The organism is Wolbachia endosymbiont (group A) of Alloplasta piceator, from assembly GCF_964028505.1.
Classification (GTDB): domain Bacteria; phylum Pseudomonadota; class Alphaproteobacteria; order Rickettsiales; family Anaplasmataceae; genus Wolbachia; species Wolbachia pipientis.
This window is the reverse complement of record NZ_OZ034793.1, coordinates 921,456-948,452: the sequence shown is the minus strand read 5'-3', so window position 1 is coordinate 948,452 and position 26,997 is coordinate 921,456. Positions and strand designations below refer to the sequence as shown.

At 35.4% G+C, this 26,997-nt stretch carries 21 protein-coding genes and 7 pseudogenes; 15 read left to right on the top strand and 13 right to left on the bottom strand.

Annotated features, from left to right (window positions below; translation table 11 throughout):
* Nucleotides 1-67: 67 nt before the first annotated feature.
* The 3 genes from pstC (at nucleotide 68) to ABWU31_RS04610 (ending at nucleotide 3,042) form a co-directional block, all read left to right on the top strand.
* Nucleotides 68-1,156 (top strand): phosphate ABC transporter permease subunit PstC, encoded by a 1,089-nt coding sequence (gene pstC / locus ABWU31_RS04620; protein WP_338482805.1) that lies wholly within the window; start codon nucleotides 68-70, stop codon nucleotides 1,154-1,156.
* A gap of 101 nt (nucleotides 1,157-1,257) precedes the next feature.
* On the top strand, nucleotides 1,258-2,685 hold the full coding sequence (atpD, locus tag ABWU31_RS04615; protein ID WP_010962432.1) for a F0F1 ATP synthase subunit beta: 1,428 nt from the start codon (nucleotides 1,258-1,260) through the stop codon (nucleotides 2,683-2,685).
* 12 nt (nucleotides 2,686-2,697) lie between these two features.
* Nucleotides 2,698-3,042 carry a F0F1 ATP synthase subunit epsilon gene (locus ABWU31_RS04610; protein ID WP_006279902.1) on the top strand — a complete coding sequence of 115 codons (345 nt, stop codon included), beginning with the start codon at nucleotides 2,698-2,700 and terminating at the stop codon, nucleotides 3,040-3,042.
* 651 nt (nucleotides 3,043-3,693) lie between these two features.
* Here ABWU31_RS04610 and ABWU31_RS04605 read toward each other — a convergent pair.
* Both ABWU31_RS04605 and ABWU31_RS04600 read right to left on the bottom strand, forming a co-directional pair.
* Nucleotides 3,694-3,864, bottom strand: coding sequence for a DDE-type integrase/transposase/recombinase (locus ABWU31_RS04605; protein WP_080717647.1), 171 nt, complete (start codon nucleotides 3,862-3,864; stop codon nucleotides 3,694-3,696).
* 86 nt (nucleotides 3,865-3,950) lie between these two features.
* Nucleotides 3,951-4,103, bottom strand: a complete 153-nt coding sequence (locus ABWU31_RS04600) for a transposase (protein WP_007548649.1) — start codon at nucleotides 4,101-4,103, stop codon at nucleotides 3,951-3,953.
* A 209-nt stretch (nucleotides 4,104-4,312) separates the two neighbouring features.
* Here ABWU31_RS04600 and ABWU31_RS04595 point away from each other — a divergent pair.
* The 5 genes and pseudogenes from ABWU31_RS04595 to ABWU31_RS04575 form a co-directional block, all read left to right on the top strand.
* Nucleotides 4,313-4,495: pseudogene (locus ABWU31_RS04595) on the top strand (transposase); the annotation flags it as partial.
* A 67-nt stretch (nucleotides 4,496-4,562) separates the two neighbouring features.
* Nucleotides 4,563-5,406 (top strand): annotated as a pseudogene (locus ABWU31_RS04590) (IS630 family transposase); the annotation flags it as partial.
* Nucleotides 5,407-5,436: 30 nt separating this feature from the next.
* A protein-coding gene (locus ABWU31_RS04585) for an IS5-like element ISWpi1 family transposase (RefSeq protein WP_353271062.1) occupies nucleotides 5,437-6,269 on the top strand; the annotation gives its coding sequence in 2 pieces (ribosomal slippage) (nucleotides 5,437-5,806 and nucleotides 5,806-6,269; 834 coding nt in all).
* Nucleotides 6,270-6,359: 90 nt separating this feature from the next.
* A pseudogene (locus tag ABWU31_RS04580) lies at nucleotides 6,360-7,218 on the top strand (IS630 family transposase).
* A 29-nt stretch (nucleotides 7,219-7,247) separates the two neighbouring features.
* Nucleotides 7,248-7,445, top strand: a pseudogene (locus ABWU31_RS04575) (transposase); the annotation flags it as partial.
* Between the two features lie 85 nt (nucleotides 7,446-7,530).
* On the opposite strand, the gene ABWU31_RS04570 reads toward ABWU31_RS04575, so the two are convergent.
* The 3 genes from ABWU31_RS04570 to ABWU31_RS04560 form a co-directional block, all read right to left on the bottom strand.
* Nucleotides 7,531-7,665 carry a hypothetical protein gene (locus ABWU31_RS04570; protein ID WP_007548509.1) on the bottom strand — a complete coding sequence of 45 codons (135 nt, stop codon included), beginning with the start codon at nucleotides 7,663-7,665 and terminating at the stop codon, nucleotides 7,531-7,533.
* The gene (locus tag ABWU31_RS04565; protein WP_007548354.1) at nucleotides 7,662-7,796 is read right to left on the bottom strand and encodes an IS3 family transposase; all 135 of its coding nucleotides are present in this window, start codon (nucleotides 7,794-7,796) and stop codon (nucleotides 7,662-7,664) included. Before ABWU31_RS04565 ends, ABWU31_RS04570 begins: the two co-directional genes overlap by 4 nt.
* A gap of 209 nt (nucleotides 7,797-8,005) precedes the next feature.
* Nucleotides 8,006-8,935: an AEC family transporter gene (locus ABWU31_RS04560; protein ID WP_006279391.1), complete on the bottom strand. Its 930-nt coding sequence runs from the start codon at nucleotides 8,933-8,935 to the stop codon at nucleotides 8,006-8,008.
* A gap of 463 nt (nucleotides 8,936-9,398) precedes the next feature.
* Here ABWU31_RS04560 and ABWU31_RS04555 point away from each other — a divergent pair.
* From ABWU31_RS04555 to ABWU31_RS04545, 3 genes and pseudogenes are all read left to right on the top strand, one after another.
* Nucleotides 9,399-10,292, top strand: a pseudogene (locus ABWU31_RS04555) (MFS transporter); the annotation flags it as partial.
* Between the two features lie 59 nt (nucleotides 10,293-10,351).
* A protein-coding gene (locus ABWU31_RS04550) for an IS5-like element ISWpi1 family transposase (RefSeq protein WP_353271062.1) occupies nucleotides 10,352-11,184 on the top strand; the annotation gives its coding sequence in 2 pieces (ribosomal slippage) (nucleotides 10,352-10,721 and nucleotides 10,721-11,184; 834 coding nt in all).
* A 109-nt stretch (nucleotides 11,185-11,293) separates the two neighbouring features.
* Nucleotides 11,294-12,305, top strand: a protein-coding gene (locus ABWU31_RS04545) for an IS630 family transposase (RefSeq protein ID WP_265029767.1) whose coding sequence is annotated in 2 segments (ribosomal slippage) — nucleotides 11,294-11,755 and nucleotides 11,757-12,305 — 1,011 coding nt in all. Because the reading frame shifts where the segments join, the coding sequence is not laid out codon by codon here.
* On the opposite strand, the gene ABWU31_RS04540 is transcribed toward ABWU31_RS04545, so the two are convergent.
* The gene (locus ABWU31_RS04540) at nucleotides 12,284-13,906 is read right to left on the bottom strand and encodes an NB-ARC domain-containing protein (protein WP_353271118.1); all 1,623 of its coding nucleotides are present in this window, start codon (nucleotides 13,904-13,906) and stop codon (nucleotides 12,284-12,286) included. The two genes, ABWU31_RS04545 and ABWU31_RS04540, sit on opposite strands and share 22 nt — an antisense overlap.
* Before the next feature lie 219 nt (nucleotides 13,907-14,125).
* Here ABWU31_RS04540 and secA point away from each other — a divergent pair, with 219 nt between their 5' ends.
* Nucleotides 14,126-16,786 carry a preprotein translocase subunit SecA gene (gene secA, locus ABWU31_RS04535; protein WP_353271117.1) on the top strand — a complete coding sequence of 887 codons (2,661 nt, stop codon included), beginning with the start codon at nucleotides 14,126-14,128 and terminating at the stop codon, nucleotides 16,784-16,786.
* A 91-nt stretch (nucleotides 16,787-16,877) separates the two neighbouring features.
* Here the strand turns inward: secA and ABWU31_RS04530 are convergent.
* A pseudogene (locus ABWU31_RS04530) lies at nucleotides 16,878-18,260 on the bottom strand (IS66-like element ISWen3 family transposase).
* Between the two features lie 50 nt (nucleotides 18,261-18,310).
* Nucleotides 18,311-19,192 carry a P44/Msp2 family outer membrane protein gene (locus ABWU31_RS04525; RefSeq protein WP_353271116.1) on the bottom strand — a complete coding sequence of 294 codons (882 nt, stop codon included), beginning with the start codon at nucleotides 19,190-19,192 and terminating at the stop codon, nucleotides 18,311-18,313.
* Between the two features lie 129 nt (nucleotides 19,193-19,321).
* Between ABWU31_RS04525 and ABWU31_RS04520 the strand changes: the two genes are divergently transcribed.
* Together ABWU31_RS04520 and grxD are read left to right on the top strand one after the other, a co-directional pair.
* A complete protein-coding gene (locus ABWU31_RS04520) occupies nucleotides 19,322-19,540 on the top strand; it encodes a BolA/IbaG family iron-sulfur metabolism protein (RefSeq protein ID WP_006280012.1) in 219 nt (72 codons plus the stop codon).
* Nucleotides 19,541-19,555: 15 nt separating this feature from the next.
* A complete protein-coding gene (gene grxD / locus ABWU31_RS04515) occupies nucleotides 19,556-19,879 on the top strand; it encodes a Grx4 family monothiol glutaredoxin (protein WP_006280013.1) in 324 nt (107 codons plus the stop codon).
* 194 nt (nucleotides 19,880-20,073) lie between these two features.
* Here grxD and fumC read toward each other — a convergent pair whose 3' ends face one another.
* The 5 genes and pseudogenes from fumC to murC form a co-directional block, all read right to left on the bottom strand.
* On the bottom strand, nucleotides 20,074-21,468 hold the full coding sequence (gene fumC / locus ABWU31_RS04510) for a class II fumarate hydratase (protein ID WP_077188081.1): 1,395 nt from the start codon (nucleotides 21,466-21,468) through the stop codon (nucleotides 20,074-20,076).
* Nucleotides 21,469-21,851: 383 nt separating this feature from the next.
* On the bottom strand, nucleotides 21,852-22,874 hold the full coding sequence (gene cgtA / locus ABWU31_RS04505; RefSeq protein WP_353271115.1) for an Obg family GTPase CgtA: 1,023 nt from the start codon (nucleotides 22,872-22,874) through the stop codon (nucleotides 21,852-21,854).
* Nucleotides 22,862-24,136 carry a phosphopyruvate hydratase gene (eno, locus tag ABWU31_RS04500; protein WP_006280017.1) on the bottom strand — a complete coding sequence of 425 codons (1,275 nt, stop codon included), beginning with the start codon at nucleotides 24,134-24,136 and terminating at the stop codon, nucleotides 22,862-22,864. The genes cgtA and eno overlap by 13 nt, the downstream gene beginning before the upstream one ends.
* A gap of 107 nt (nucleotides 24,137-24,243) precedes the next feature.
* Nucleotides 24,244-24,372 (bottom strand): annotated as a pseudogene (locus ABWU31_RS06760) (WPE palindromic element domain-containing protein); the annotation flags it as partial.
* A gap of 193 nt (nucleotides 24,373-24,565) precedes the next feature.
* Nucleotides 24,566-26,080 (bottom strand): UDP-N-acetylmuramate--L-alanine ligase, encoded by a 1,515-nt coding sequence (gene murC / locus ABWU31_RS04490; RefSeq protein ID WP_353271114.1) that lies wholly within the window; start codon nucleotides 26,078-26,080, stop codon nucleotides 24,566-24,568.
* Nucleotides 26,081-26,106: 26 nt separating this feature from the next.
* On the opposite strand from murC, the gene ABWU31_RS04485 reads away from it, so the two are divergent.
* Entirely contained in the window at nucleotides 26,107-26,781 is a 675-nt protein-coding gene (locus ABWU31_RS04485) for a septal ring lytic transglycosylase RlpA family protein (protein ID WP_006280020.1), read from the top strand.
* Nucleotides 26,782-26,997 lie beyond the last annotated feature (216 nt).

The following is a 26,997-nucleotide window of genomic DNA, read 5'->3' as shown; positions in this document are numbered from 1 at the left end:
ACTTTATTGTCAAATAATGGTGAACTTGTATGACATTTTCGTAGAATAAAATTTGATGCATGGAAGAATGAATTCGGTGATAGTCATACCTGTCTTACTAATCCTTTTATTTTGTTTTAGTAGGTTTCAAGAAGTAAATAAGGTTAAATCTTATCTATATCTTAGTTGTGTATGGATGCTAACTTGGTTGTTAGTATTCTATAATAATTGTTTTGTAACTTTTATTTCTATAGCGTTACTTTTTTTCATGCTTGCTTTTATCTTTAAAAATAAAAGAAATAAGATAATAAAACTTTCGTTATTTGTGGCTTTGGCCATATCATTTTTTATCACTTTATTTATAATGCTGTCTATTTTTATTCAATCCATTAGTTTTTTTAATAAAGTAGCTATTTCAGAATTCTTGTTTTGCTTGAAATGGGGCCACAATGTAGTCACTATCAATAAAGAGAAGATAGGATGTTTTGGTATAGCGCCGCTTTTAGTTGGTACATTACTTATAACTATTATAGCAATGTTAGTTGTCGTTCCGCTTGGTTTATTTTCTGCAATATATATTAGTGAATATGCGAGTGAGAAAGTGCGTTATATTGTTAATACAACTTTGCAAGTTTTGTCTGCTATTCCTACGGTTGTATATGGATATTTCGCGGTTGTGTTTTTGTCTTTCTTTATAAAGCAGGTAGCAAATTTTTTTGGTTTAAGTATACACTCAGAAAGTGCCTTAGTTGCCGGTTTATCGATTGGGATAATGATTCTTCCTTTTATTATTTCTTTACTCGAAGATGCCATAAGATCTGTTCCAAAAAGCTTGCGTTATGGCTTCATGGCACTTGGTGCAACTCCAGCGGAAACTATATGGCATATAACAATACCTTATGCAATGCCTACAATTTTAAGTGCAATTTTATTGTCAATTTCAAGAGTGATAGGTGAAACAATGATTGTGCTAATGGCTGTGGGAATCAACGCAAATTTGACTTTTAACCCTCTTAATTCAGTTACTACCATTACCGTGCAGATCGCTACATTACTTACCGGAGATCAGGATTTCAATAGTGTACAAACTCTTGCTGCTTATGCGCTTAGTTTAGTATTGTTTATTATTACTTGGCTATTAAATGCATTTGCATTGTTTGTAATGAAGCGTAACTAGTAAGCGTTTTAATGTTGCAAAATTTCTATTAATAATATAAAATTTATTTTCTTTAGAAGTTCTTTTATGGAATTATAGTGTTAGGTGATAAAAATAAAGAGATGAATATAGGTAGAGCGATTAAGGTAACTCAAGCAGTTGTTGATATAAAATTTGAAGGTGAATTGCCTAAAATATTTAATGCTTTAAAAAGCAAACTAAAATATAAGGATAAGGAGCTGGTTTTAGAAGTTTCGCAGCATATAGGTGACAATATAGTTCGTTGTATTGCTATGGATAGCACAGATGGCATGTCAAGGGGGGATGAATTTGTTGATACAGGTGCACCAATATCGGTGCCAATTGGGCGTTCAACTTTAGGAAGGATTTTTAATGTTGTTGGAGAGCTTATAGATGAGTGTGGTCCACTGAAGGGAAAGTATAACTTAGAGCCTATACACAGAGCACCTCCAAGTTTTACTGAACAGAGAATACAGGAAGAAGTTTTAGTTACGGGAATAAAAGTTATAGATCTTCTTGCACCTTATCTTAAAGGAGGAAAAATTGGCTTATTTGGTGGAGCCGGTGTTGGTAAAACAGTCCTAATAATGGAATTAATTAATAATATAGCAAAAGCTCATAAAGGATTTTCTGTGTTTGCCGGGGTAGGGGAGAGAACGCGTGAAGGTAACGATCTTTATCACGAGATGATCACTTCAAATGTAATAAATATAAATGAGCATGAAAAATCTCAAGCTGTTTTGGTTTATGGTCAGATGAATGAGCCTCCTGGAGCAAGGGCTAGAGTTGCTTTAACAGCACTTACTATGGCAGAGTATTTTCGTGACCGTGAAAACCAAGATGTTCTATTTTTTGTGGATAATATCTTTAGATTTACACAAGCTGGTTCTGAAATTTCTGCTTTACTTGGAAGAATACCGTCAGCTGTTGGTTATCAGCCAACCCTTGCAACTGATATGGGTGCAATGCAAGAAAGAATAGCTTCAACAACTTCTGGCTCTATTACTTCTGTGCAAGCTATATATGTTCCTGCGGACGATTTGACTGATCCAGCCCCAGCAACTACATTCTCTCACCTTGATGCAACCACAGTGTTGTCAAGGCAAATAGCTGAAATGGGAATATACCCTGCTGTTGATCCACTTGATTCAACTTCTCAGTCTTTATCTGCTGAAATCATTGGTGAAGAACATTATAATGTAGCTTCTGAGGTGAAACGTATATTGCAAACTTATAAATCACTGCAAGATATTATCGCAATACTTGGTATGGATGAGCTATCTGATGAAGATAAAATTATTGTTGATAGGGCTCGTAAGATTCAGAAATTTCTTTCTCAACCTTTTCACGTTGCAGAAATATTTACTGGCATGCCTGGTAAATTTGTTTCACTTTCTGATACTGTTTCCAGTTTTAAAGGGATTGTTGAAGGCAAATATGATCACTTACCAGAGGCTGCTTTTTATATGGTGGGGAATATAGATGAAGCAATAAAAAAGGCTGAATTAATACAAGCTGAAGCTAAATAAAAGTTAAAGATTATGAATACTTTTAAAGTGCAATTTTTCTCTCCTGATGATCAAATTTCATTCAGTGGAGTGGTTTCTCTTTCAGTAACTGGGCTCGAAGGGGAGCTTATGATTTTAGCTCACCATGCTCCTTACTTAATTTATTTATTGCCTGGTATGATTACTGTTAAAATGAGTAACCAAACAGAAAAGAAGGTTGTAATTGATAGTGGCGTATTAGAAGTTGCAAATAATAATTGTAGCATTATAACAAGTCAAATTCAGGTTTTTGATCGTGCAATTCATGATGAGAAATCGTTTAAAAATAAGAGAATTAGTATATATTTAAGTTATCTTGATGAGAAGTTTCTTTCTTAGTTATTTTAGGCAAAAAGTCAATTATCATTCAAGTGGCTATAAGATTTTTGCTCAGGGGGCTCTTTTTTGTCATCCCAGAAACCCCGGGGTGTCATCCCAGTGTCGGAGTACTTTAGGTGTATGATCCCAGAGTGTGATGGTATGGGACCATACACCTAATCAAATAAAAATTAAAGAAGGAGAGTTGGTTGTAAAGGTTGGAGATAACGACTTTGTTTTACCTGGAATTTACGTTGGATAAACTACAAAAAATAACAGGTAAAAATCAACGTAAATTTAAGATAAATCGATTTTATTAGTATTATCAAATCAAAATCTGTTTTTAATTAATCAATAATACTTTTTTACATATTTTCATCCCCTTTCATGGATTTTTTAATTTTATAGATGATATCTAATATTATTAGAAGCATTGTAAAATATCTTATGAGAAAAATTATAAAATATATTAGCATTATTGGTATTGCATGTTTGACCTTACCCAAAAAAAGTAGAGAGAAAGTTAAGACGTTTTTATCATGAGAATAAATTGTGCAGGAATGCAATAGTTAATAGTAGAATGTCTACGTTATTTGTTATAAAAGATTTCTATGTATTCAAATATGGCAGTTCTGGTTTGTTGAGCGAGAAGTATCAATAAGCAGCTCCCTTTTAAGTGAACTTTTCTGCAACAGAGTTATCGTAACAACAGCCCTTATGGCTCATGCTGGAAATGATGTTTTTTGTATTCAATAGAAATTGGTAATTTTGAGAGGTATACTGTGACCCTTGATCGCTATGTAACAGCAGATTTTTATCGGGTTTGCGTTTATCAACGGCCATCAATAAAGAATCTATAACTAATTATCATGTTACTCATTAACCACCATGCGTGAATATAGGTCAATTATTGCCGCCAACAACCTTCTTTAGTTTTTATGTAGGTAATCCCAAACTTTATTTGGCTGATCAGTAGTAAAATTTTGATCCAATGTGTTAGGAGCCACAACTCGGTTGCTTATTTGCTGTTTTTTATTTTTGAACCTTCGTCTAAGCTTGGTTTTAATGCCATTTTCTTGCATAACACTTTGTACTGTTTTAATTTTTGCCTGAAGCTTTTAATTCAGCGTGAATTTTAGGGGCTCCATATCTGCATTTAGAATGCTTGATGTATTTTTTGAATATCTGCTAGAAGCCCTTCTTTTGCTAATTCTTTACTGCTTTTTTCCTTAGAGGTTGTCCGGAAACTAGTAAAAGGCTATAATATCTGAAATTTTAGTACGGGGTAAAGATGAGAAAAAAGTATCCAACAGATCTAAGCGAAAGGGAATGGGCAAGAATAGAAAAACACTTCAGAGTATCATACAAGAAAGGAGGAAGGCCGCCAAAGTATAGCAAAAGAGAAATATTAGAAGCAATTTTCTATGTATTGCGTACAGGGTGTCAATGGCGGTATTTATACCAATTCCCATTACAGGGCAAACAGATGGACAATGATGGAAGAAAAGCCATACTGAAGTAAGTAAAATAGCGAGGTTTAAATGGCATTAAGATCAAAATTATTGGATGAAAAAGTAGTAGAATCAGCAAAAGAAATGCTGAAGAAAGTAAGGAATAATGCATATGTTTCAAAAAAACTAAATGCTGTAATTGCAGCAAAAAAGTACAGTATAACGGCTGTAGCAAAAATATATTGCATTTCAAGAAGCGCACTAACTTCGTGGGTAAAACTCTTGAAAATTGGCAGAGAAGAAAAACTGTTTGCTCCTTCACAACGTCGTAGAAAAACTAAATTAAATCAGGCTCAACTACAGCAAATTGAAGAGTGGATAGAAGAAAATCCTAATATCACCATTAAAGAAATGAGAATAAGAATCCAGGAAAAGTTCGGATTAAATATCAGCAAATCTACAGTACACCGCCATATGCAAAAGATGAAATTCTCATATATTACACCAAGACCAGTTCATAATGGACAAGATAAAAGCAAACAAGAGGAATTCAAAAAAAAATCTCAATGGAGCTATTAGCAAGTATCCAGAAAAAGAGCTATTTTTCTTTGATGAATCACGGTTTGGCACACATTCAAAAGTTGGACATGGGTGGTTTAAAAAGGGGATTAGAACACAGGTTAAAACAAAATTAGGTAGGCAAAATTTCTATCTCTATAGTGCAGTTAATCCTAGAAATGGAGAGAGTTCTAGCTTATTTGCACCAAATGTCAACACTGATTGCATGAACATATTTCTTGAGCAAATTTCGCAATATCTAGAAACACGAGAGGCTTTTCTCGTTATGGACTGTGCTAGTTGGCATAGGTCAAAAAATTTAAAGGTACCTAAAAATATCGACATTAGAGGTTGTCCGGAAACAAGTAAAAGGCTATAATATCTGAAATTTTAGTACGGGGTAAAGATGAGAAAAAAGTATCCAACAGATCTAAGCGAAAGGGAATGGGCAAGAATAGAAAAACACTTCAGAGTATCATACAAGAAAGGAGGAAGGCCGCCAAAGTATAGCAAAAGAGAAATATTAGAAGCAATTTTCTATGTATTGCGTACAGGGTGTCAATGGCGGTATTTACCAAATGATTTTCCGCTATGGAAGACTGTGTATGAGCAGTTCAGGCAATGGAAGAAGCAGGGAATTTTTGAGAAAATGAATTATGAAATTACAAAATATAGTAGAAGAAAAATAGGAAGGAATGAGCAGCCGAGTGCCTGTATAGTAGATAGTCAATCTGTAAAGACTACAGAAAAGGGGGGATCAAAGGCTATGATGGAAGTAAAAAAGTAAAGGGTAGAAAAAGGCATATAATTACAGACACTCAGGGTTTTATACTAGGTTGTTACGTAGGCGCTGCTAACGAAAATGATAGAGATGGTATTAAAATAGCATTAAACAATATGAGAACAAAATATACTAAAGTTAAAAAAATGTGGGCTGACATGGGATACCAAGGAAGAAATTCAAAGAATCACATAAAGGAAGAATATGACATAGATATTGAAATTGTTACAAGGCCTCCATGTAGATTTTGGGTGCACAAAGATACGCCACCTGAGCTACTACCAACAAGAGAACAAGGGTTTAAAGTACAGCCAAGAAGATGGGTTGTAGAAAGGACTTTTGCTTGGGTTAATAGGAATAGAAGGCTATCGAAGGAGTATGATTTACTCACAACATCCACTGAGAATTTCATATACCTAGCTATGAGTAGGGTTATGTTAAAGAGGGAATATGCTTGAATTTACTAGTTTCCGGACAACCTCTTATAGCTCTTTCCACAGAAGTCCGGATATGATAAGATTAAGGATAGATGGCGATAAGGAGGTTGGATGCCGGCAGCATATAGTTATGATTTAAGAAAAAAAGCAATGGAAGCACTAGACGAAGGGGAAAGCAGAGAAGCAGTGGCAGCAAGATTTAAAATTGGACGAACTACTTTGTGGGAGTGGCAGCAAAGAAAAAAAGAAACAGGCGACTTTCAGTCAAAAAAACTCGGTAATGGAGGTTACAATCAGAAAATTATCGACTGGAATAAGTTTATCGAATTTGCTAAAAAACACGGTAGAAAAACTCTGTCGGAAATGGCTAAACTTTGGGGCAACGTTAGTATCCAAACGATCCACCGAGCTCTCAGAAAAATTGGATTTACGCGCAAAAAAAGACATATGGATACAAGGAAAGGAACGAAGAAAAACGTGCTGAATTCTTAAAAATTATAGCAACAAAAGAACCAGAAAACTTAGTGTATATAGATGAGTCTGGGATTGATAACACGGAGGACTATCCATATGGGTATTGCCAGAAAGGACAGCGATTTTATGCCCTAAAATCTGGAAAAAAACTCAACGAATCAGCATGGTTGCAGCCTTAAGTAGAAGAAAGATAGTTGCTCCATTAACATTTGAAGGCCACTGTAATATGGATATTTTTAATGGATGGTTTGAGCAATTTTTGGCACCGATCTTAGAACCTGGACAAACTGTCATTCTTGATAATGCTACTTTTCATAAGTCTGATAAGCTTATCAAGCTCGCTAAAGGAGTCGGTGCAGAAATTTTGTATCTGCCGCCTTATTCTCCAGATTTTAACAAAATTGAGCATCATTGGTTTGCTATAAAAAACAGAGCCAGGAAAAACATTCCTCTATTCGAATCCTTTCGTCGTGCTGTTGATTCTGCCTTCCTATGACCTATTCGGACTATTATGAGAAATGCTATATATACCTACCTCCATACTCACCTGAGCTAAATCCTGTTGAGAGGCTTTGGTTATATATAAAACAGAACATTTTGCGCAATAAAATATACGATACAATTGCTCTACTTGAGGGTGCTTTGTGCAAATTTATTACTTCTCTTGCCAGCTCCACAATTAAACAACTCTGCAATGTTTCCTATTTGACTGGACAACAATGAGAATTGGTATTAGCAACCCATACCACCAGTACAAAACCCTACATAGTTCCTGTGTTTTATAGCAATTTCTATATAAAAGAATACTTTACTCTTTTTCTTTGCCCAGGGCTTTTTTTAAGATGTCTCTTTCTCTTATTAGCTCTTTTTTTAGATCAAATCTTTCTTTGTCATAAGGAGCCTTTGCCTGGAAATGCGTATGCTCCAGACATTTTTCCATCATATTTTCTTACTTAACATACTGCCATCTATACCTAGATCTTTTGCTATTTTTGTACTTGCTTGACCTGTTTCTTTAACCAGCTTAACAGCTTCTAATTTGAATTCTGCTGTATATTCTCTTCTATTTGTCATATTTTGAAAAAACGTTTTATTTTACTCCAAAAACGTCTTAACTTTCTCTCTACTTTTTCTGGGTAAGGTCAATTTACCGCCGCGGCGTTAACTAGTAGCGGGATGACGGGTTACCAAATTGTAGAAGTTGCTTTAGCTATAAATTCAAGTTTTATCAATGTCTTGTGTTGTTACCCAAATAATGGTTGTGCAAGCGCTTAATTTTTTGATCAAAAAGGAACAAGTTTAGTAAAAAATAATGATATTATTAGTGGAACATAAAACAGTCCCACTGCAGTACTGATTAGAAGCAATAGAGTAGCTTTATCTGGTTGATAATTCAAAATATTAGCAAGTATTATACTGGACCCAGAAACTGGAATAATAGCTAGCAACATCAGTGCTTTATATATGCTCTCATCGTATATACCTATAACATGCTTGTCTAAAAGGACAATTCCTAAAACAAACAGTGGCCAGAATACGTACTTTGCTGTAATAGTGATCAAAGCAAGCTTCCAATCTATTTTAAAGCTTGCAATATTCGCAATGCTCACTCCAAGTAGCACCATTCCTAATGTGACAAATGTACTTCTAATATTCATCATAACATCTGTTAAAAAAGTAGGTATTTGTATATCGTATATACTTAAAAAGAAGCCCAGAACCATCGCATAAAGCGAAGGAAGTTTGAACAACTTTAATATGCATTCTTTTGCGGTATAAATACCATTTGCAGCTATGTAAAATCCTAAGCTGTTTTCAAATAGCGCCATTCCTATATAACAAACAACATATACAGATACTGAATCTTCATCAAATAAAGCCATGGCAATCGGCAGGCCAAAATAACCCATACTTGTGCTGCCCGAGCTAAATGCTAATATGTTTCTTGTGTTATCCTTAAATAAAAAAGAAGAAAGATAATACACTGATAAGGACATAGTGCTACCTATAAACCATATCAAAATCGGCAGAGAAATTACTTTTAAGTTAACTTCTGTATGAGAGACTCCATATAAAATCACTATTGGATTAGCTATATAAAAAAGTATTTGAGATATAGTGTTTCTATCAATTTTAAGATATTTTCCTGCTAAGTAACCAATAAATATTGTAATATAAATAGGTAATATTTTGAGAAAAAGAGTAAGGAACATACTAGCCTATTGTAATATTTTTGATTGATAAAGTGACATTAGATCTTAAGGTGTTGTAAAAGTAAACAAAATTTATTTTCCAATTTATCCAGCTCATAGTTAATTAAATTAGTGCCAAAATTTGTTTTTACATAGGACTTAAGAATGACATTTGTATGATTAAATTATGTTAAGTTTCTGTAAAGCTTCTTGCATATTTTTGAATAATGACATATTTACTAAAAATTAAACTGCTTGTAGTAATTTAGACGGACTGTTGAAAAAGTAAGAGGAAATAAGTAAAGTTAGGACAGAGAGTAAGAGCTTTAACATAGTTGTCATATTTTTCTTTAATTAACCCTAGTGTCCAATTTATCCACCATTCCTTCACATGAGGTGTTTCTAACCATTTTAATAACAGTAAAAAATGTTTTCTTTCAACGCTTTAAATGTGATATTTTTATTCATTAATTAAAAATCTCAAATGTTACTACCATTTCTGTTAATCCTGTCTCTCATTGCCAAGTTCATTGAAATTGACATTTCCGTACCTAGTTTTCCTTATATGGTGCACTATTTTAACGTACCGGAAGGCATAATTCAATTAACTATTGCTTATAATTTCCTAGGCTTTTGCATAGGAGGGTTGTTTTTTGGTCCATTGTCTGAATGCTATGGCAGAAGGAGAATTATGATCATAGGTAACACTTTGTTATTAATCGGCGCTGTTGGTTGTGTTTTTGCACCGTCGATTTTTTGGCTTTTAATCTCTCGCTTTGTTCAGGGCATTGGTGTTAGCACATCTGTAGTTGTGTTTGCAATCGTTGCAGACAGCTACAAAGGCGACGAAGCGGTGAAATTTATTGGAATCATGAATTCTGTTCTTACAGTTGTCATGGCAATTGCGCCAGTGTTAGGCAGTTTCATCAATGAAATTGTAGGATGGCGTGGTAATTATGCAACTGTTGCAATACTTTGTTTAATCTCTTGGGTTTTGCTGCTTTTAGCGTTACCAGAAACAAAAAAGGACCGCGATATTTTCAGTTTGAAAAAAATGATGAAAGATTACAGAAAACTACTATCTAGTCCGAGGTTTGTTACGTTGTCTTTGATGTCAAGCCTCTTTTCTGCTGCGTATATGTCATTCATTACTTGTGGACCTTTTCTGTATATGAAGACTTTTGGTTTATCTAGCACTATTTATGCACTACATCAAGGTGCAATAGTTGGGTGCTTCTCACTCATCAGTCTATTTGCTGGCAAAATCTTGCAGAAACTTGGAGCAATAAAGTGTGTAATTTCTGGTACGAGCGTGGGTGCTATTGGGTCTCTATTGCTTGTAATATTCAGTATAATTGTACCCCACTCTTTCTACTTAGAGGTTGTCCGGAAACAAGTAAAAGGCTATAATATCTGAAATTTTAGTACGGGGTAAAGATGAGAAAAAAGTATCCAACAGATCTAAGCGAAAGGGAATGGGCAAGAATAGAAAAACACTTCAGAGTATCATACAAGAAAGGAGGAAGGCCGCCAAAGTATAGCAAAAGAGAAATATTAGAAGCAATTTTCTATGTATTGCGTACAGGGTGTCAATGGCGGTATTTACCAAATGATTTTCCGCTATGGAAGACTGTGTATGAGCAGTTCAGGCAATGGAAGAAGCAGGGAATTTTTGAGAAAATGAATTATGAAATTACAAAATATAGTAGAAGAAAAATAGGAAGGAATGAGCAGCCGAGTGCCTGTATAGTAGATAGTCAATCTGTAAAGACTACAGAAAAGGGGGGATCAAAGGCTATGATGGAAGTAAAAAAGTAAAGGGTAGAAAAAGGCATATAATTACAGACACTCAGGGTTTTATACTAGGTTGTTACGTAGGCGCTGCTAACGAAAATGATAGAGATGGTATTAAAATAGCATTAAACAATATGAGAACAAAATATACTAAAGTTAAAAAAATGTGGGCTGACATGGGATACCAAGGAAGAAATTCAAAGAATCACATAAAGGAAGAATATGACATAGATATTGAAATTGTTACAAGGCCTCCATGTAGATTTTGGGTGCACAAAGATACGCCACCTGAGCTACTACCAACAAGAGAACAAGGGTTTAAAGTACAGCCAAGAAGATGGGTTGTAGAAAGGACTTTTGCTTGGGTTAATAGGAATAGAAGGCTATCGAAGGAGTATGATTTACTCACAACATCCACTGAGAATTTCATATACCTAGCTATGAGTAGGGTTATGTTAAAGAGGGAATATGCTTGAATTTACTAGTTTCCGGACAACCTCTTATACCAATTCCCATTACAGGGCAAACAGATGGACAATGATGGAAGAAAAGCCATACTGAAGTAAGTAAAATAGCGAGGTTTAAATGGCATTAAGATCAAAATTATTGGATGAAAAAGTAGTAGAATCAGCAAAAGAAATGCTGAAGAAAGTAAGGAATAATGCATATGTTTCAAAAAAACTAAATGCTGTAATTGCAGCAAAAAAGTACAGTATAACGGCTGTAGCAAAAATATATTGCATTTCAAGAAGCGCACTAACTTCGTGGGTAAAACTCTTGAAAATTGGCAGAGAAGAAAAACTGTTTGCTCCTTCACAACGTCGTAGAAAAACTAAATTAAATCAGGCTCAACTACAGCAAATTGAAGAGTGGATAGAAGAAAATCCTAATATCACCATTAAAGAAATGAGAATAAGAATCCAGGAAAAGTTCGGATTAAATATCAGCAAATCTACAGTACACCGCCATATGCAAAAGATGAAATTCTCATATATTACACCAAGACCAGTTCATAATGGACAAGATAAAAGCAAACAAGAGGAATTCAAAAAAAAATCTCAATGGAGCTATTAGCAAGTATCCAGAAAAAGAGCTATTTTTCTTTGATGAATCACGGTTTGGCACACATTCAAAAGTTGGACATGGGTGGTTTAAAAAGGGGATTAGAACACAGGTTAAAACAAAATTAGGTAGGCAAAATTTCTATCTCTATAGTGCAGTTAATCCTAGAAATGGAGAGAGTTCTAGCTTATTTGCACCAAATGTCAACACTGATTGCATGAACATATTTCTTGAGCAAATTTCGCAATATCTAGAAACACGAGAGGCTTTTCTCGTTATGGACTGTGCTAGTTGGCATAGGTCAAAAAATTTAAAGGTACCTAAAAATATCGACATTATATACCTACCTCCATACTCACCTGAGCTAAATCCTGTTGAGAGGCTTTGGTTATATATAAAACAGAACATTTTGCGCAATAAAATATACGATACAATTGCTCTACTTGAGGGTGCTTTGTGCAAATTTATTACTTCTCTTGCCAGCTCCACAATTAAACAACTCTGCAATGTTTCCTATTTGACTGGACAACAATGAGAATTGGTATTAGGTAGTGTTTTATGAGATAATAAATAAAGCTTCCTTTCTGCATAAATTTCTAAGTAACGTGAGATAGTCATTTTGTTTTCTTTGATGTAAGCGCAAGCCTGAGCTAATGCCAAAGGTAATCTACCTAACTTTTCTGCCAATATACCTATATTTGGCCTATCGCTTTCTGAAACCTGGCCTAGAATTTTCTTAACATATAATTCTGATTCTGGAGGAGTAAAAACGTCTACACCTATACTCCCTTGTGGCCATTCAGTATTACGAGACGTAACTATTATTTTGCCGCCTTTTGTAGGTCTGAGCTTAGAAATGACTTCATAATTTGATACATTATCATAAATCAACAACCAGCCTTCACGTTTAGAATCTTCTAGCCAGTTTTTCACATAATAAGCTCGCTGTGCAATAGAAATGTTGTCTTCATCGTGAATAATATTTAATTTTCTTCCTAAATTAACATATTCACTGAGTAGTTGATCTTCATCTTTTGCATTAAACCAACATATTGCCTTGTATTCTTTCCCATGTTTTTGAATAAAATCTAGCACTGACTGTGTTTTACCTACTCCACCTAACCCGTACAAAGCAGTTAATATAACTGGCTCATTTTTTGTCTTTAGATGATTTACTATTTCTTCATTGAGATATTCTCGTTCAATGAAATTTCCACTAGCTATTTTAGGTGGAATGTTCCACCGTTCAAATAGATCTTCTCTAGGTTTGAGACTATAAAGATGTTCTATAGCTTCCCTAAAATAATCGTCTTTTCTTGTTAGATAAGAAACTTTGCTACCCTTTTGTGCCCACCATTTCTCTACCTTGTCAAATACACGGACAAAAACCGTATCAATATCTTCTTCCCCTGATATTTTGTATATATTCCCTATTTCTTTCTTAATAATATCATCTAATTTTGAATGATTAGGTTGATCAACTACAAACCTTATTCTAAGTAAAAAATCTTCTATTTCATCGTCACTACCACAACTGAAGTATTTTTTCAGTTCAGTATGATTTTTTATTTTGTAGCACGTTCCTTTTTGACCTTCATAAATATTTAAAGTGTTATCATTTGTTAACTTTGACTCTTCCAGATACTTCTCTAATGTTTCTACGCTTCCTTGCTTCTCTGTACCTTTTTTTAGGTTCACATTGACATTAGTATGAATGACAAGCGTAATATCACTGTTCTTACACTCAGGGTTTTGCTTAATCTCAGGATGAGATTCAAAATATTTGTTTAACCCGAAATCTTCTTTCTGTTGCTTTCTATCATTTCCATCAATAAACAAATCCTCAAAAGTAATATTCTTCGAAGAGCGATGTGTATTGCAGTGCTTAGCTTGAACCAAGATAATTCTCGATTTGTTCTTCTGATCTTTATACTCAAAAAAAATATCATCAAAGGCTCCAAAACCTTCTATGTTTGATGCTAACCAAAAGTCAATTTTACTACTTAACCCATGAAGTAGATACAGCATTAATAATTTTACTTCATACTTGCGACCATGATCACCTGTTGATGTGCCATCTCTCTTCTTAAATGTACGATTACTAAGTACTTCAGACTGTTTGTTTTCTACATTCATACCCTACTAAACCTACGAATAACTTCTTTCTATAAAAAATTAAAGTCACCAAGTGCCTAAGATAATGCAACAGATTCTTTAACATTGTAATAACAGTGCCGAACAGGGTCAATTTTGTTTGCTGTCTTAAGCATAAAGATTCCCCGAATCTAATATGTCATTGCTGTAGGCTGCATTTAGTAATATAATCTCATATCAAATAAGACTTTACTTAAGTTTATGCTAGATTCTCCGCTAATTTTGACAGCCATTCTTATATTTTTTATTTTTACGTTGTCATTCTTTTTTATAAGAAAGATATTTGGATCAACAAACAAGAAGATAATAAAATCCTTTAGGAAAATTGTTCAGCAAATAAATGCATTAGAAACAGAAATGCAGAGCTTATCTGATGAGGAGCTTGCTGGTAAAACTGAAGAATTCAATCGAGAATTGAAAAATGGGAAAACGTTAAATGATCTTCTCGTACCTGCATTTGCAGTTGTGCGTGAAGCCTCTCGAAGGTTTCTTAACATGAGGCACTTTGATGTTCAACTGATTGGTGGAATGGTGCTCCACAATGGCATGATATCAGAAATGAAAACAGGAGAGGGAAAGACACTCGTTGCAACTTTAGCAGCATATCTAAATTCCTTAGAAGGGAAAGGCGTACATGTCGTAACTGTTAACGACTATCTTGCAAAACGAGACACAGAGTGGATGAGCAAATTATATAATTCTCTTGGGGTTTCTGTTGCGTTTATTACGAATAACTTGACAGACGAAGAGAGGAAAGAGGCTTACAGTGCAGATATCGTGTATTCCACAAATAACGAGCTTGCCTTTGATTACCTGCGAGACAATATGAAATTTTCTCAAGAAGACATGGTTCAGAGAGGCTTTCACTACGGAATAGTTGATGAAGTGGACTCAATACTCATTGATGAAGCTCGCACTCCGCTTATTATTTCTGGCCCGGTTGAGGAAAACAATCAGATATATAAGCATATCAATAAAATAGTAACCAAATTAGTTGACTCCGATTATGAAGTAGATGAAAAAGGTAGAACGGTATTCTTGACTGAAGATGGTATTTCACGAGTGGAGGAACTACTAAGGTCATACAATCTCATTCCTGAAAATTCCTCGCTCTATGATACTGACAGCATGATAATGACTCATTATATAGACCAAGCATTACGTGCATATAAGCTGTTTACTGCTGATAAAGATTATATAGTAAAGGATGGCAAGGTAGTGATTATTGATGAATTTACTGGGCGTATGATGGAGGGCAGGAGATATTCCGATGGTCTTCATCAGGCACTTGAAGCGAAGGAGAATCTTGAAATTCAGCATGAAAACCAAACTTTAGCATCGGTCACATTTCAGAATTACTTTCGTATGTACAATAAACTTTCCGGAATGACGGGAACAGCAGCAACAGAGGCAGAAGAGTTTCGTGATATATACAGATTAAATGTAGTAAAAATTCCAACCAATGTACCTGTAAAAAGAGTTGATATTGATGATGAAATTTACGGTACAGAAAAGGAAAAATTTAATGCTGTGTTGAAGTTTATAGAAGAATGCTACAAACGCCTTCAACCGGTCCTTGTTGGCACGGTGAGCATCGAAAACTCTGAGAAGCTTTCTGCGCTTTTGCAAAGCCATTCTCTTAAGCATTCAGTATTAAATGCTCGTTATCATGAACAAGAGGCGTACATAATAGCGCAAGCTGGAGTGCCAGGTAGTATCACTATAGCAACTAACATGGCAGGACGTGGAACTGATATTCAGCTTGGTGGAAATGCTGAAATGATTGCAAAGGTGGAGCTAAAGAAGATAAAAAATGCTGATGAAAGAGAAAAAAAATACCAAGAAATAGTTGAAAGAGTAAAAAAAGATAAGGAAATTGCTATAAAAGCTGGTGGTTTATGTGTGGTTGGAACCGAAAGACATGAAAGCAGGAGAATAGATGATCAATTACGCGGCCGTTCTGGTCGTCAGGGGGATCCTGGACTTTCTAAGTTCTTTTTATCGCTCGAAGATGACCTAATGAGAATATTTGGCTCTGATAGAATGAGAAGTTTTTTACAAAAAGTAGGGCTAAAGAATAACGAAGCTATTCATCATCCATGGATCAATAAGGCACTCGAGAAAGCACAAAAGAAAGTTGAAGCTAGAAACTATGACGTGCGGAAATCTCTACTTAAGTTTGATGACGTAATCAACAACCAACGTAAAGTTATTTTTAAGCAGAGAAACAATATCTTAGGCAACGAAATTAATGATTTACTTGAAGTATATAGCGAAGTAAATGAGAGCGTAATAGAAGGTATAGTCCAAAGTGGCTATTATGAGGATTATATTGAAGATATAGTCAAAGAATTCCATACAAGGTATGGAATAAAGCTTGATAAAGAAGATTTAGCAAAGTTTTTAAACAAACAAGAAGCTTTGGATTATATAAATGATAAGATACAAGAATTTTTTACTGAGAAAGAAAAATATTTCAACAGTCAGCACACTACAGATTTGTGGAATACGATCGTGAAGCAAATGATGATAATGACACTTGATCATTTATGGAGGGAACACCTTTCAGTTCTAGAGAGCCTAAGACAAAGCATAAGCCTACGTGCCATGGGGCAGAAAGATCCACTGAATGAATTTAAACGCGAAGCTTTCTTGATGTTTGAGTCAATGCTTGAAAAATGGAAGGAACTCACCATTCACCGCCTAGCGCACTTTAAGTTGGCAGATAACCAAGAGATAGGCAATAGGTTACATTCTGCTAGAAATAGCAGACTTCCCAAAGTCTCAAGAAACGACAAGTGCCCTTGTAATTCTGGAAAGAAGTACAAACACTGCCACGGCGCGGTTACTGTGGTGAATTAATAATTATGGTTGTACAGTTTGTTTATTTCCATCAACATTACTGCAGCTAACCTCACTTAGCTTACTGTTTGTATCCGTTCAGGAGAGTGGTTTAAGAAACAATAGATAGGAGATTTTGGAAAGGATTGAGACCCCTTTGTTTCCAAGTTAAGTATAATGAAATTATCCGCTCAAGGAATGTATTTCCCCGCTTTGATTGTGTAAAATATGAGTTTTTGCGATAAACGACATAATGCCGAATTTGCCGTTCAGCGTGGTTATTTGTCAGCGGAATATTTTCTGGGTCATCTAAAAATTTCCACATCATTCTTTCAGATCTCAGAACATTTTTTGCAACTCGAGAGGCTCCAATTGCTTCAGGTAAACGAGATATCTCCTTCAAGTAATACTTTGTACGTTTTCTTAATTTTCTGGCACGTCTGACAAACCTCAAAACATCTATCTCACTTTTTAGTAAAGCTTTTTTTAGTGCAAATAATTCAGTGGCCACGTTTCTCAAGTAACAACCCAGAACTTTAACTTCAATATTCCAACTATGTGCTAATCTTTCAAAATCTCTTGATAAATGTGCCCAACAGATTTGCCTGTTTTTATCGGCAAAATAATTCTATGCTGCATACCTGTCAGTTATTACCAAGCTATTGCGATTGCAGAATTTACTATTTTGTAAAACTTTCATTCCTCTTGACTCTGTAAATTTTACAAAACTTGCCGTATTGCTTGCAAACATCCAACACCAAGCGAGTTTACCTTTGTTATAATGGCTCGTTTCATCAATATGTAGAACTTTACTCCTACTTATCTCTTGTTCGATCTGCTCATACATTTTTTTGCATTTTGAAGCAACTCTATGTTCACTATTTGATATGCTACCGACGCTTATGTTCAAATTGAAGATATCATTTACGACACTCGCTATTTCGCGTTTTGAATTTTTGTAGAATCCGCTGAACGCTGCAATTATTGACTTAACCCTTGGACCAAATGTATCTGGCGTAACACCTTCCGGTAACTTGCTACTTCTTCTCTTTCCGCATCTCCGACAACGGCCATGTTCTAACTGATATTCCACTACATAAGGCTTGATTTCTGGAAGATCAACTTTCTGATGAATATATGGTTTTTCACATATTGCAATTTCTCCTCCGCATTCGCAAGTATTAGGCAACTCTATCTTTACTACTTTATCTGCATCCATGTTGGCGCGAAAACTTCCTTTATGACCAACCTGACCGCCAATATTCCTTTCGCTTTTCGGCTTATTCTTTTTTATTTTATACAACTCTTTGGAACTTGGTATTGATGAATTTTTTGAGCTTAAACCGAGTCTTTCTCTTAACTCAGCATTTTCTATCTTTAAAGCCTTATTTTCTGCTTTTAAACTTTCATTCTCTTTTTCCAATCTTTCTATTTTTGCTTCTAACCTTTCTATTTTTTGCTGTAAATTTTTGCAAAGTTCTAAAAGGTTTACCATATTATTTCACTTTTGCTCTATGATTATCTTTTTAGATCACCTTGTCTACCTTATTCTGCCACTCCGCTGAACGGATACATGGTTGCAGTTGTTGATTCAACACGTGCAGTTTCATCAACTTTACTTCCTCCACCGGCAGGAATATATCCTTCACCAGCTAGTATCTTTATTCCTGGTACAATATCTTTAAATTGGTTATCAAGGATACCAAAATAGCGTAAACCAGCAAATGCTTGAGTTTGTGCTGTAAGTTGGTGATTGATACCAAGTTTTGCTTGGTAAGCCAAGGCATATCTGGTTTTTCCTAGAAATTTAACCCTAGTTACACCTGCACCAATACCAACATATGGGGTGAATGGCATTTTTGCTATATTAAAATCACGATATACATTGACCATTCCAGCTAAGTTATTAAAACCTTCATTTTTCATCTTAAATGCAGCTCTGAACTCTGCTTCAACACTACAATTTTCTTGAATGTGAATATCAACCTTTCCACTTCTCCAAGGTGAATTGCATTCCGCTCCAGTAGACGCATCATTGTGACGAAGAAGTTCAATATATCTTGCTTTTTTCTTATCTGAATAATCTTCATCATATAAGTTAGTCTGAGAATATAAGCCTTCAAACTCAACTCTCATATTTTTGAATAAATACCCTATTGCAGCACTAACGGCAAACCCTGGAACATATTTAGGACTGTATCCAGCTTCAATTCGCTCCTTCTTATTAAAACTAAAAACCCCCTCTGTTATATTGTCACCTGCATCTTCTTTTCCTTCTAGAGAACCTATTGCATTGAAGAATGCTCCAAAATAGTTAGCTTTGATGTAAACATTCTCTAAGTTATTTATTTTATCATCGTAAGATAAGCACCTAAATGAAAAAGTTAGCAAAACCAATAGATATGTGAATTTAAATCTTTCGCCCACCACAAAGCCTCCCTGCATAACTTGTCATTCCATTATTATAGTATGCTTCTATTTTTTATGATAGCAACTTTTTATTGCGCTCAATCGTTTTAGATTTATAATGAAAGTATTGTAATTTAAAGCAAATCAATGACTATTGCAATTCACGAATTAGAGAGAATCATCAAACAATCGTTCCCCGACGCTGATATAAAGATTCATGATCTTGCTGGAGATGATGACCATTATCATTTAAAAATAAACTCCAAGTGTTTTCTTGGAAAGACAAAAATAGAACAGCATAAAATGGTATATAAAGCTCTGGAAGGTCAGTCTATACACGCCTTGCAACTGGAAACTAATACTTAAAAATAAGGTGAATTTATGAGCAATTTTGAACAAATAAAAAAAGATATAACAGAAAATGATGTGGTATTGTATATGAAAGGCACTTCTGATTTTCCTCAATGCGGATTCTCTGGACTCGTCGTGTCAATCCTAAAAAAATTGAACGTGAAGTTTAAGTATATTAACGTGTTGGAGAATGATGAAATACGTGAATCTATAAAAAAGTTTTCTGATTGGCCAACAATTCCACAATTATATATAAAGGAAGAGTTTATTGGTGGTTGCGACATCACTCGCGAGATGTACGAAAAAGGCGAACTGCAAAGTTTATTGAAGGAAAAAAAAATTATTGCGGAATAAGTACCAAGAAACCAGTGCCCAGACGCTGGATAACGTAGTATAGCTATGAAAAAGGATCTTATGTCTTAAACCGTATCCGTTCAGGGGAGCGGCAAAATAAGGTAGACAAAGCAAGATAATAATGTTGATGTTAACACTATTGTCAAGTTTACTGGCCTTTCTATTAGTGAGATTGAAGAATTAAGTGTGAGCGGTTACAAATAATTTACCATTTCTTCTGGTTTCACTATCCTTTCAAACTCTTCCTCAGTGAGCAGTTGAAGTTTTGCTGCTGCTTCTTTTAGAGTGATATTTTCTTTATAAGCAAGCTTCGCTATTTTTGCTGCATTGTCGTACCCTATATGCGTATTTAATATAGTGACCAACATCAACGACTGATTCAGTAAATCTTTTATCCTCTCTTCATTTGCTTTAATACCAACTACACATTTTTCTGTAAAATTTAAACTTGCGTCAGCTAAAAGTCTTATAGACTGCAAAACATTGTAAATTATCACTGGCTTAAACACATTCAATTCAAAATGACCGTTTGAACCACTAATGGTTACAGCAACATGATTTCCCATAACTTGAGTGCATACCATAGTCACCGCTTCACACTGAGTTGGATTCACTTTACCTGGCATAATTGAAGAACCAGGCTCATTTTCCGGTAACATTATTTCCCCAATTCCGCATCTTGGACCAGAACCAAGCAACCTTATATCATTTGCAATTTTCATTAAACTGACTGCTACTGTATTGAGTGTTCCACTGAGCTCAACTAAAGCATCATTTGCTGCTAGCGCTTCAAATTTATTGCCTGCTGAAGTAAATGGAAGGTTAGTAATTTCTGCAACTTGGCTTGAAAAATCTTCAGCAAAACCCTTTTTAGTATTGAGTCCCGTGCCAACTGCAGTGCCACCTTGTGCAAGCTCATATATATCACTTAAAGTTGATTTTACTCTCTCTATCCCCTTTTTAATCTGGACTGCATAGCCAGAGAACTCCTGTCCTAGTGTTAGGGGCGTTGCATCTTGCAGATGAGTACGTCCTACTTTTATTATATCTTTAAATTCCTGAACCTTATTATCCAGCACCTTATGCAATTTTTCAAGATTTGGAATAAGCAAGCGGTTTATCTGGTCTGCTGCTGCTATATGCATTGCTGTTGGAAAGGTGTCATTTGACGACTGACCATAATTCACATGATCATTTGGATGTATTGGAGATTTACTACCCAAATTACCACCTAAAATCTCTATTGCACGATTGCTGATCACTTCATTCATATTCATATTAGTCTGCGTTCCGGATCCGGTTTGCCAAACAACAAGCGGAAATTCATTATTAAATTTGCCATCTATTACTTCCCTCGCGGCTGTGCAAATTGCGTCCCCTACCCTATCATCTATAACACCATGTTTCATATTAACACGCGCTGCTGCAAGTTTTACTATTGCTAATGCTTTAATCAGAGGCTCTGGCATTTTTTCTGTGCCAATCTTAAAATTTTCTAAAGAACGCTGAGTCTGCGCTCCCCAGTAATGTTCACTTGGTACTTTTACTTCCCCTAAGCTGTCTGATTCTATTCTCGTCTTTCTATCCATATTTTCCTCCTGGTGTTATGCAAACTGGTTCACTACATAATTTTTTCATGCCTACTTCTTGGTTAATTAAATCATACTAGATCCAAGTAGTCAAGTGTACGAACATTGCAATTTTCAGGTAACTTGCATGGTAGATGCAAGTAGCTGACACTGATTCACTTTATGATGGTGTCATTCCAGTCTGGAATCCAGCCTTTTCATAATCATCAAAACGTTGTATTTTAACATAAAACGGCTACTTTTATGCTTACCAACTTAATAAAATTCCTGGATCCCAGACTGGGATGACACCCTTCTGGTGGACTCAAATCACGATGTTTGCACAGCTGTACGCTTAGTTCTGGTTGCACGCTACCATTCTTGTACATCCATAAATAGAAAATTTACGCTTTAAAAGGATCATATACATCGATTTCCTTAGAATTACTCTTTTTCAATTTTTCACTTAATAATCTTAAAATAGGCTGTAAATCACCATTAATTGATAAGCACAGCACTTCTTTATTGAGATAATTAGCTAGGTGATTCTTCTTTTCCAGAATTTCTGCTTCCCTCAATAAGTCGCATTTGTTTAATACTACAATCTCTTCTTTTTCAACAAGATCACTATTGTAAAGTTCCAATTCATTATGGATACAACTATAAGCCGAAACAACGTCATCGTGAGTTACATCGATTAAATGAAGTAAAATTTGACACCTTTCTATGTGCTTTAAAAATTTATGCCCGAGCCCAACTCCAAGGTGAGCATCAGTAATTATTCCAGGAATATCTGCTATTACAACTTCGCTATCATCCACTTTTACCATGCCTAAATGAGGTCTTACGGTGGTAAATGGATAATCGCCTACTTTTGTATCGGAATTTGAGCAGCGAGTCAAAAATTTTGATTTACCTGCGTTTGGCATGCCAATAATTCCAACATCTGATAAAACTTTTAGTTTTAATAATACATGTTTTTCTTCGCCAGGCTGACCGTAAGTAAAATGTCTTGGTGCCTTATTAGTAGAAGATTTAAAATTAGTATTTCCAAGTCCACCTTTTCCACCCTGTGCTACTTGAAATTCCATACCAGGCTTGTCAAGGTCTACTATTATCTCTTCACTTTCTTCATCAATTATTTGTGCACCGACTGGAACTTTAAGTATAACGTCTTTCCCTGCTGTGCCAGATCTATCCCTGCCTGCACCATTTTTTCCACTATCTGCTTTAATGTGTCTTCTATAACGAAAATGAAGCAAAGTGTTGAGATTAGCGTCGCTGATGAAAACTATGTTTCCACCCTTTCCTCCATTACCACCATTTGGACCACCAAATTCAACGAACTTTTCTCGACGAAAACTTGTACAGCCATCACCACCGTCACCAGCTTTTAAACACAATTTTACTTCGTCTATAAAACCCATGCTAACCCACGATAATATTTAGCATCCTTTCCTAATGCGCTTTCTATTCTGATTAGCTCGTTATACTTCGCGAGTCTATCAGAACGCGATAGCGACCCGGTTTTTATTTGCCCGCAATTTGATGCAACTGCTATGTGGGATATTGTTGTGTCTTCTGTTTCACCTGAGCGATGAGAAATAACAGCTTTATAGCCATTTGATTTTGCCATTTCAATAGCAGCAAAAGTTTCTGTTAACGTCCCTATTTGATTTGGCTTGATCAGTACAGCATTTGCCATTTTTTCCTCTATTCCTTTGCATATCAGTTCACAATTTGTAACAAACAAATCATCCCCAACCAATTGAATTTTACTCCCCAATTTTGCAGTAAGTAATTTCCAACCTTCATAGTCGTCTTCACTCATTGCATCTTCTATAGAAATTATTGGATATCTTTCCACAAGATTACAATAATATTCAGTCAACTCTTCTGAAGTAAGATCTCTGTGTTCAAATTTGTAAATTCCATCTTCATAAAAAGTAGATGAAGCAACATCAAGGCCTAGTGCAAAATCACTTTGCGCTGAATAACCTGCTGATTCTATAGCGTATATGATCAAGTCAAGTGCTTCTTCAGTACTTTCAATATTTGGTGCAAAACCACCTTCATCTCCTACGTTTGTGCTATAACCTTTTTTCTTAAGAATGCTACGTAAGTTGTGGAACACCTCCGCAGACATTCTGATTGCTTCACTGAAAGTCTCAGCCCCGACAGGAAGAATCATGAATTCTTGGAAATCGAGCTTATTGTCTGCATGTACTCCACCATTAATTATGTTAATGAGTGGAACCGGCATAACACTCATCTGCTCTCCTCCCAAATATCTGTAGAGCGGCATATTGAAGCTGTTTGCTGCTGCTTTTGCAACCGCAAGAGACACACCCAAAGTTGCATTTGCTCCAAGTTTAGATTTATTTTTTGTTCCATCCAGTTCAATTAATGCTTTATCAATTGCATTTTGGTCCGCTGCATTCATTCCAAAGATTTCATCTGCTATTATCCCATTTACAGCTTGAACAGCTTTCAGCACTCCCTTACCACAATACCTTTTCTCATCTTGGTCCCTGAGTTCCAAGGCTTCTAATTTACCAGTTGAAGCTCCAGAAGGTACAGATGCTCTACCTATTACTCCATCACAGAGTTCAATTTCCACCTCAACAGTAGGGTAACCCCTGCTATCTAAAATTTCTCTTGCAAATACATTGTTGATTATCTTATTCATTACATTAACCCTTTACTAGATTCACAATTGTGTGCACGGAACGTTCTGTCTCGGAAGATGTTATCCCAGCGCTGTAACATTTCAGTGTATGAACATTGCAATATACAGGTAATTTGAGTAGCGGATGGTGTCATGCAAACTGGAATCCAGCTTTTACTATACAGCCACCTGGTGTGCTCATTTACGATTAAGTTTTCTGGATCCCAGTGTCTGGGCACTGGGATGACATCATTCTTAGTGGAAGTTACCCCCATATCACAACGTTCGTACAGTTGTGTGCTTCGACACTGGGATCCAGCCTTATTACACAATTTTATCATATAAATCCTCCCAGTCCGGATTCTTTTTCTCAATTAAATTCATTTTCCATATATATAATTGACTAGATTCCAGTTTGCATGACACCAGTACTTGCATTTATTCTATCGTTTAACTAGATGTTTGTATAGTTTCTGCTATGAGCTTTGCAGCTTCCTTTGCCAATTTAGCTATATTACTACCAGCACCAATAAATAATACTATATCACCTGGACTTGTCGAATCACTAATAAAATGTGAAATGAGCAAAGCATCATTCATAATTTTTGTGTTATTAAATCCATTACTGATTAAAGCTTTTTGTATATCATCAATTCCACAACCAGGAATGGGCTTATCTTCTGGAGGATGAACAGGAGTAAGGATGACATAATCAAACATCATGAAAATTCGTATGAATTCATCAAAAAAATTATGAATGCGAGCAAAACGAAGTGGTTCGATAATTCCTATTACTTTTCCTTTAGTAATCGAACGTGCAGCCGTTAAAGTTGCATATATTTCATTTGGATGATGGGCATAATCCTCAATTAACTTAACACCTTTAATATTGGCAATCAAAGAGAATCTTCTTGCTACTCCTTGAAATTCCAAAAGGCCTTTTTTAATATCTGCATCGCTAATCCCGAGTTTTATCGCAACTGATATTGCAGCCAAGGCGTTGCTTACTTTGTGAATACCTATTGCGTTTGATAGTACTATGTTTTTTAAAGGGCTGGATCCCAGTGTCACGCACTGGGATGACAGAGGGTGATGGGATGACACCTGCTTTTTTGTCATGCAAGTAGCTGATGCTGGAATCCAGTTGTTCAACACGTCAAATTCTATGCTGTTAGCATGCTGTTTAATGTTGCTGGCTCTTATGCTACCATTCTCAAACCCAAACGTTATAGAATTACTCGCATCATAATCGATGTCTACAGAATCAGGTAAAACTGCAGAACCTGCATTATTCACGAATTGGGAAAATGCATTTTTGATATTATCAAATGTGCCGTAATAATCTATGTGGTCATTGTTGATACTTGTTATGACAGCAATCTTTGCAGGGATTTTTAGCATAGTTCCATCAGACTCATCAGCCTCGATCAGAAAAGTGTCACTCTTTCCAAGTTTTGAATTACTCTGATACGAATTTAGTATTCCTCCTACAATTACAGTTGCATCAATATTAGAATGATCAAAAATGGAAGCAATCATAGCCGTTGTTGTTGTCTTTCCGCTTGAACCTGAAACCGCTATCACATATTTACCTTTCATAATTTCAGCAAGTATGTCTGATCTATGCAAAACGGTTTTATTGTTATTTTTTGCCGCAATTAACTCCACATTATCAGATTCTATTGCAGAAGAATGTACAACTATTTGAGCTTGGCTTATATTATTAGCATTGTGACCAATATAAACCTCTATACCTAGCTTTTGTAACTTATTTATATTGTCGTTTGATTGTGCATCACTGCCTTGAACTTTGTAATTGGAATTGTGAAGAATTTCAGCAATAGCGCTCATTCCGATTCCACCTATACCAATAATATGTATTATTCCTTTTTGAGTTTTGTTAATATTTAGCAGTAGATGTTTACTCATTACTAAATTTATTATAGTATAATTTAAAATCCTCATAGTATCGAACCCTCTTACCGAATACAATGATAAAAAACCTAACCTTTCTATGCCTAATATTTGTTTTGATAAGTAGCTGCAGTGTTAGCAACAGGTTTAACTGCACTGCAGGTCATTATAAAATTGGCAGCAGCTACACAATAAATGGTATAACTTATTATCCAAAAAACTGTAAACACTATGAAGAGATAGGGATAGCATCGTGGTATGGAATAGAAGATCATGGCACACTTACAGCAAATGGTGAAGCGTTTAACCGTCACTTGATCTCTGCAGCGCATAAGACTTTGCCCTTACCCTGCTTTGTTCTTGTCACTAATTTAGAAAATGGAAGAAAGCTTGTTACAAGGGTTAACGATAGAGGGCCTTTTATTGAAGGCAGAATAATAGACTTATCAGAAAAAGCAGCTCAAGTCTTAGGATTTCATAAATCTGGGCTTGCAAAAGTAAAAGTTCAATACCTAAGAAAGATGTCAGAACAATTGATACAAAATACTCCTCATTATAGAAAGCAGTATGAAAAAGAAATACAGAAACGTCACCCAAAACAAGACAATGCAGAAAGTAAGGGATATGTTGCATTTTTTAAAAGTGCTCAGGCTGCTAAGTCAGCTGCATCAAAGCTTCGCAATCAAGGAATAAAAAATGTTAGATTGCTTTTTAAGAACGATCAATATTGCGTGAAAGTGAGTTATAGGTAGTGGTGAGTGCAGAATTTGAAAGATTTGGTTAATGTAAGGAACGCTGGCTAACTATTGTAAGTTAAAAATGTGATATAAAAAAGATATCAACAATTTATAGCTATACCACCGCGATATCTCTTAGCCGCTAACACGTAGCGGAATGACGAGCTTATCGTCACGCCACCGCTAACCGTCATACCGCGATTTATTCGCGGTATCTCAGCCGCTAACAAG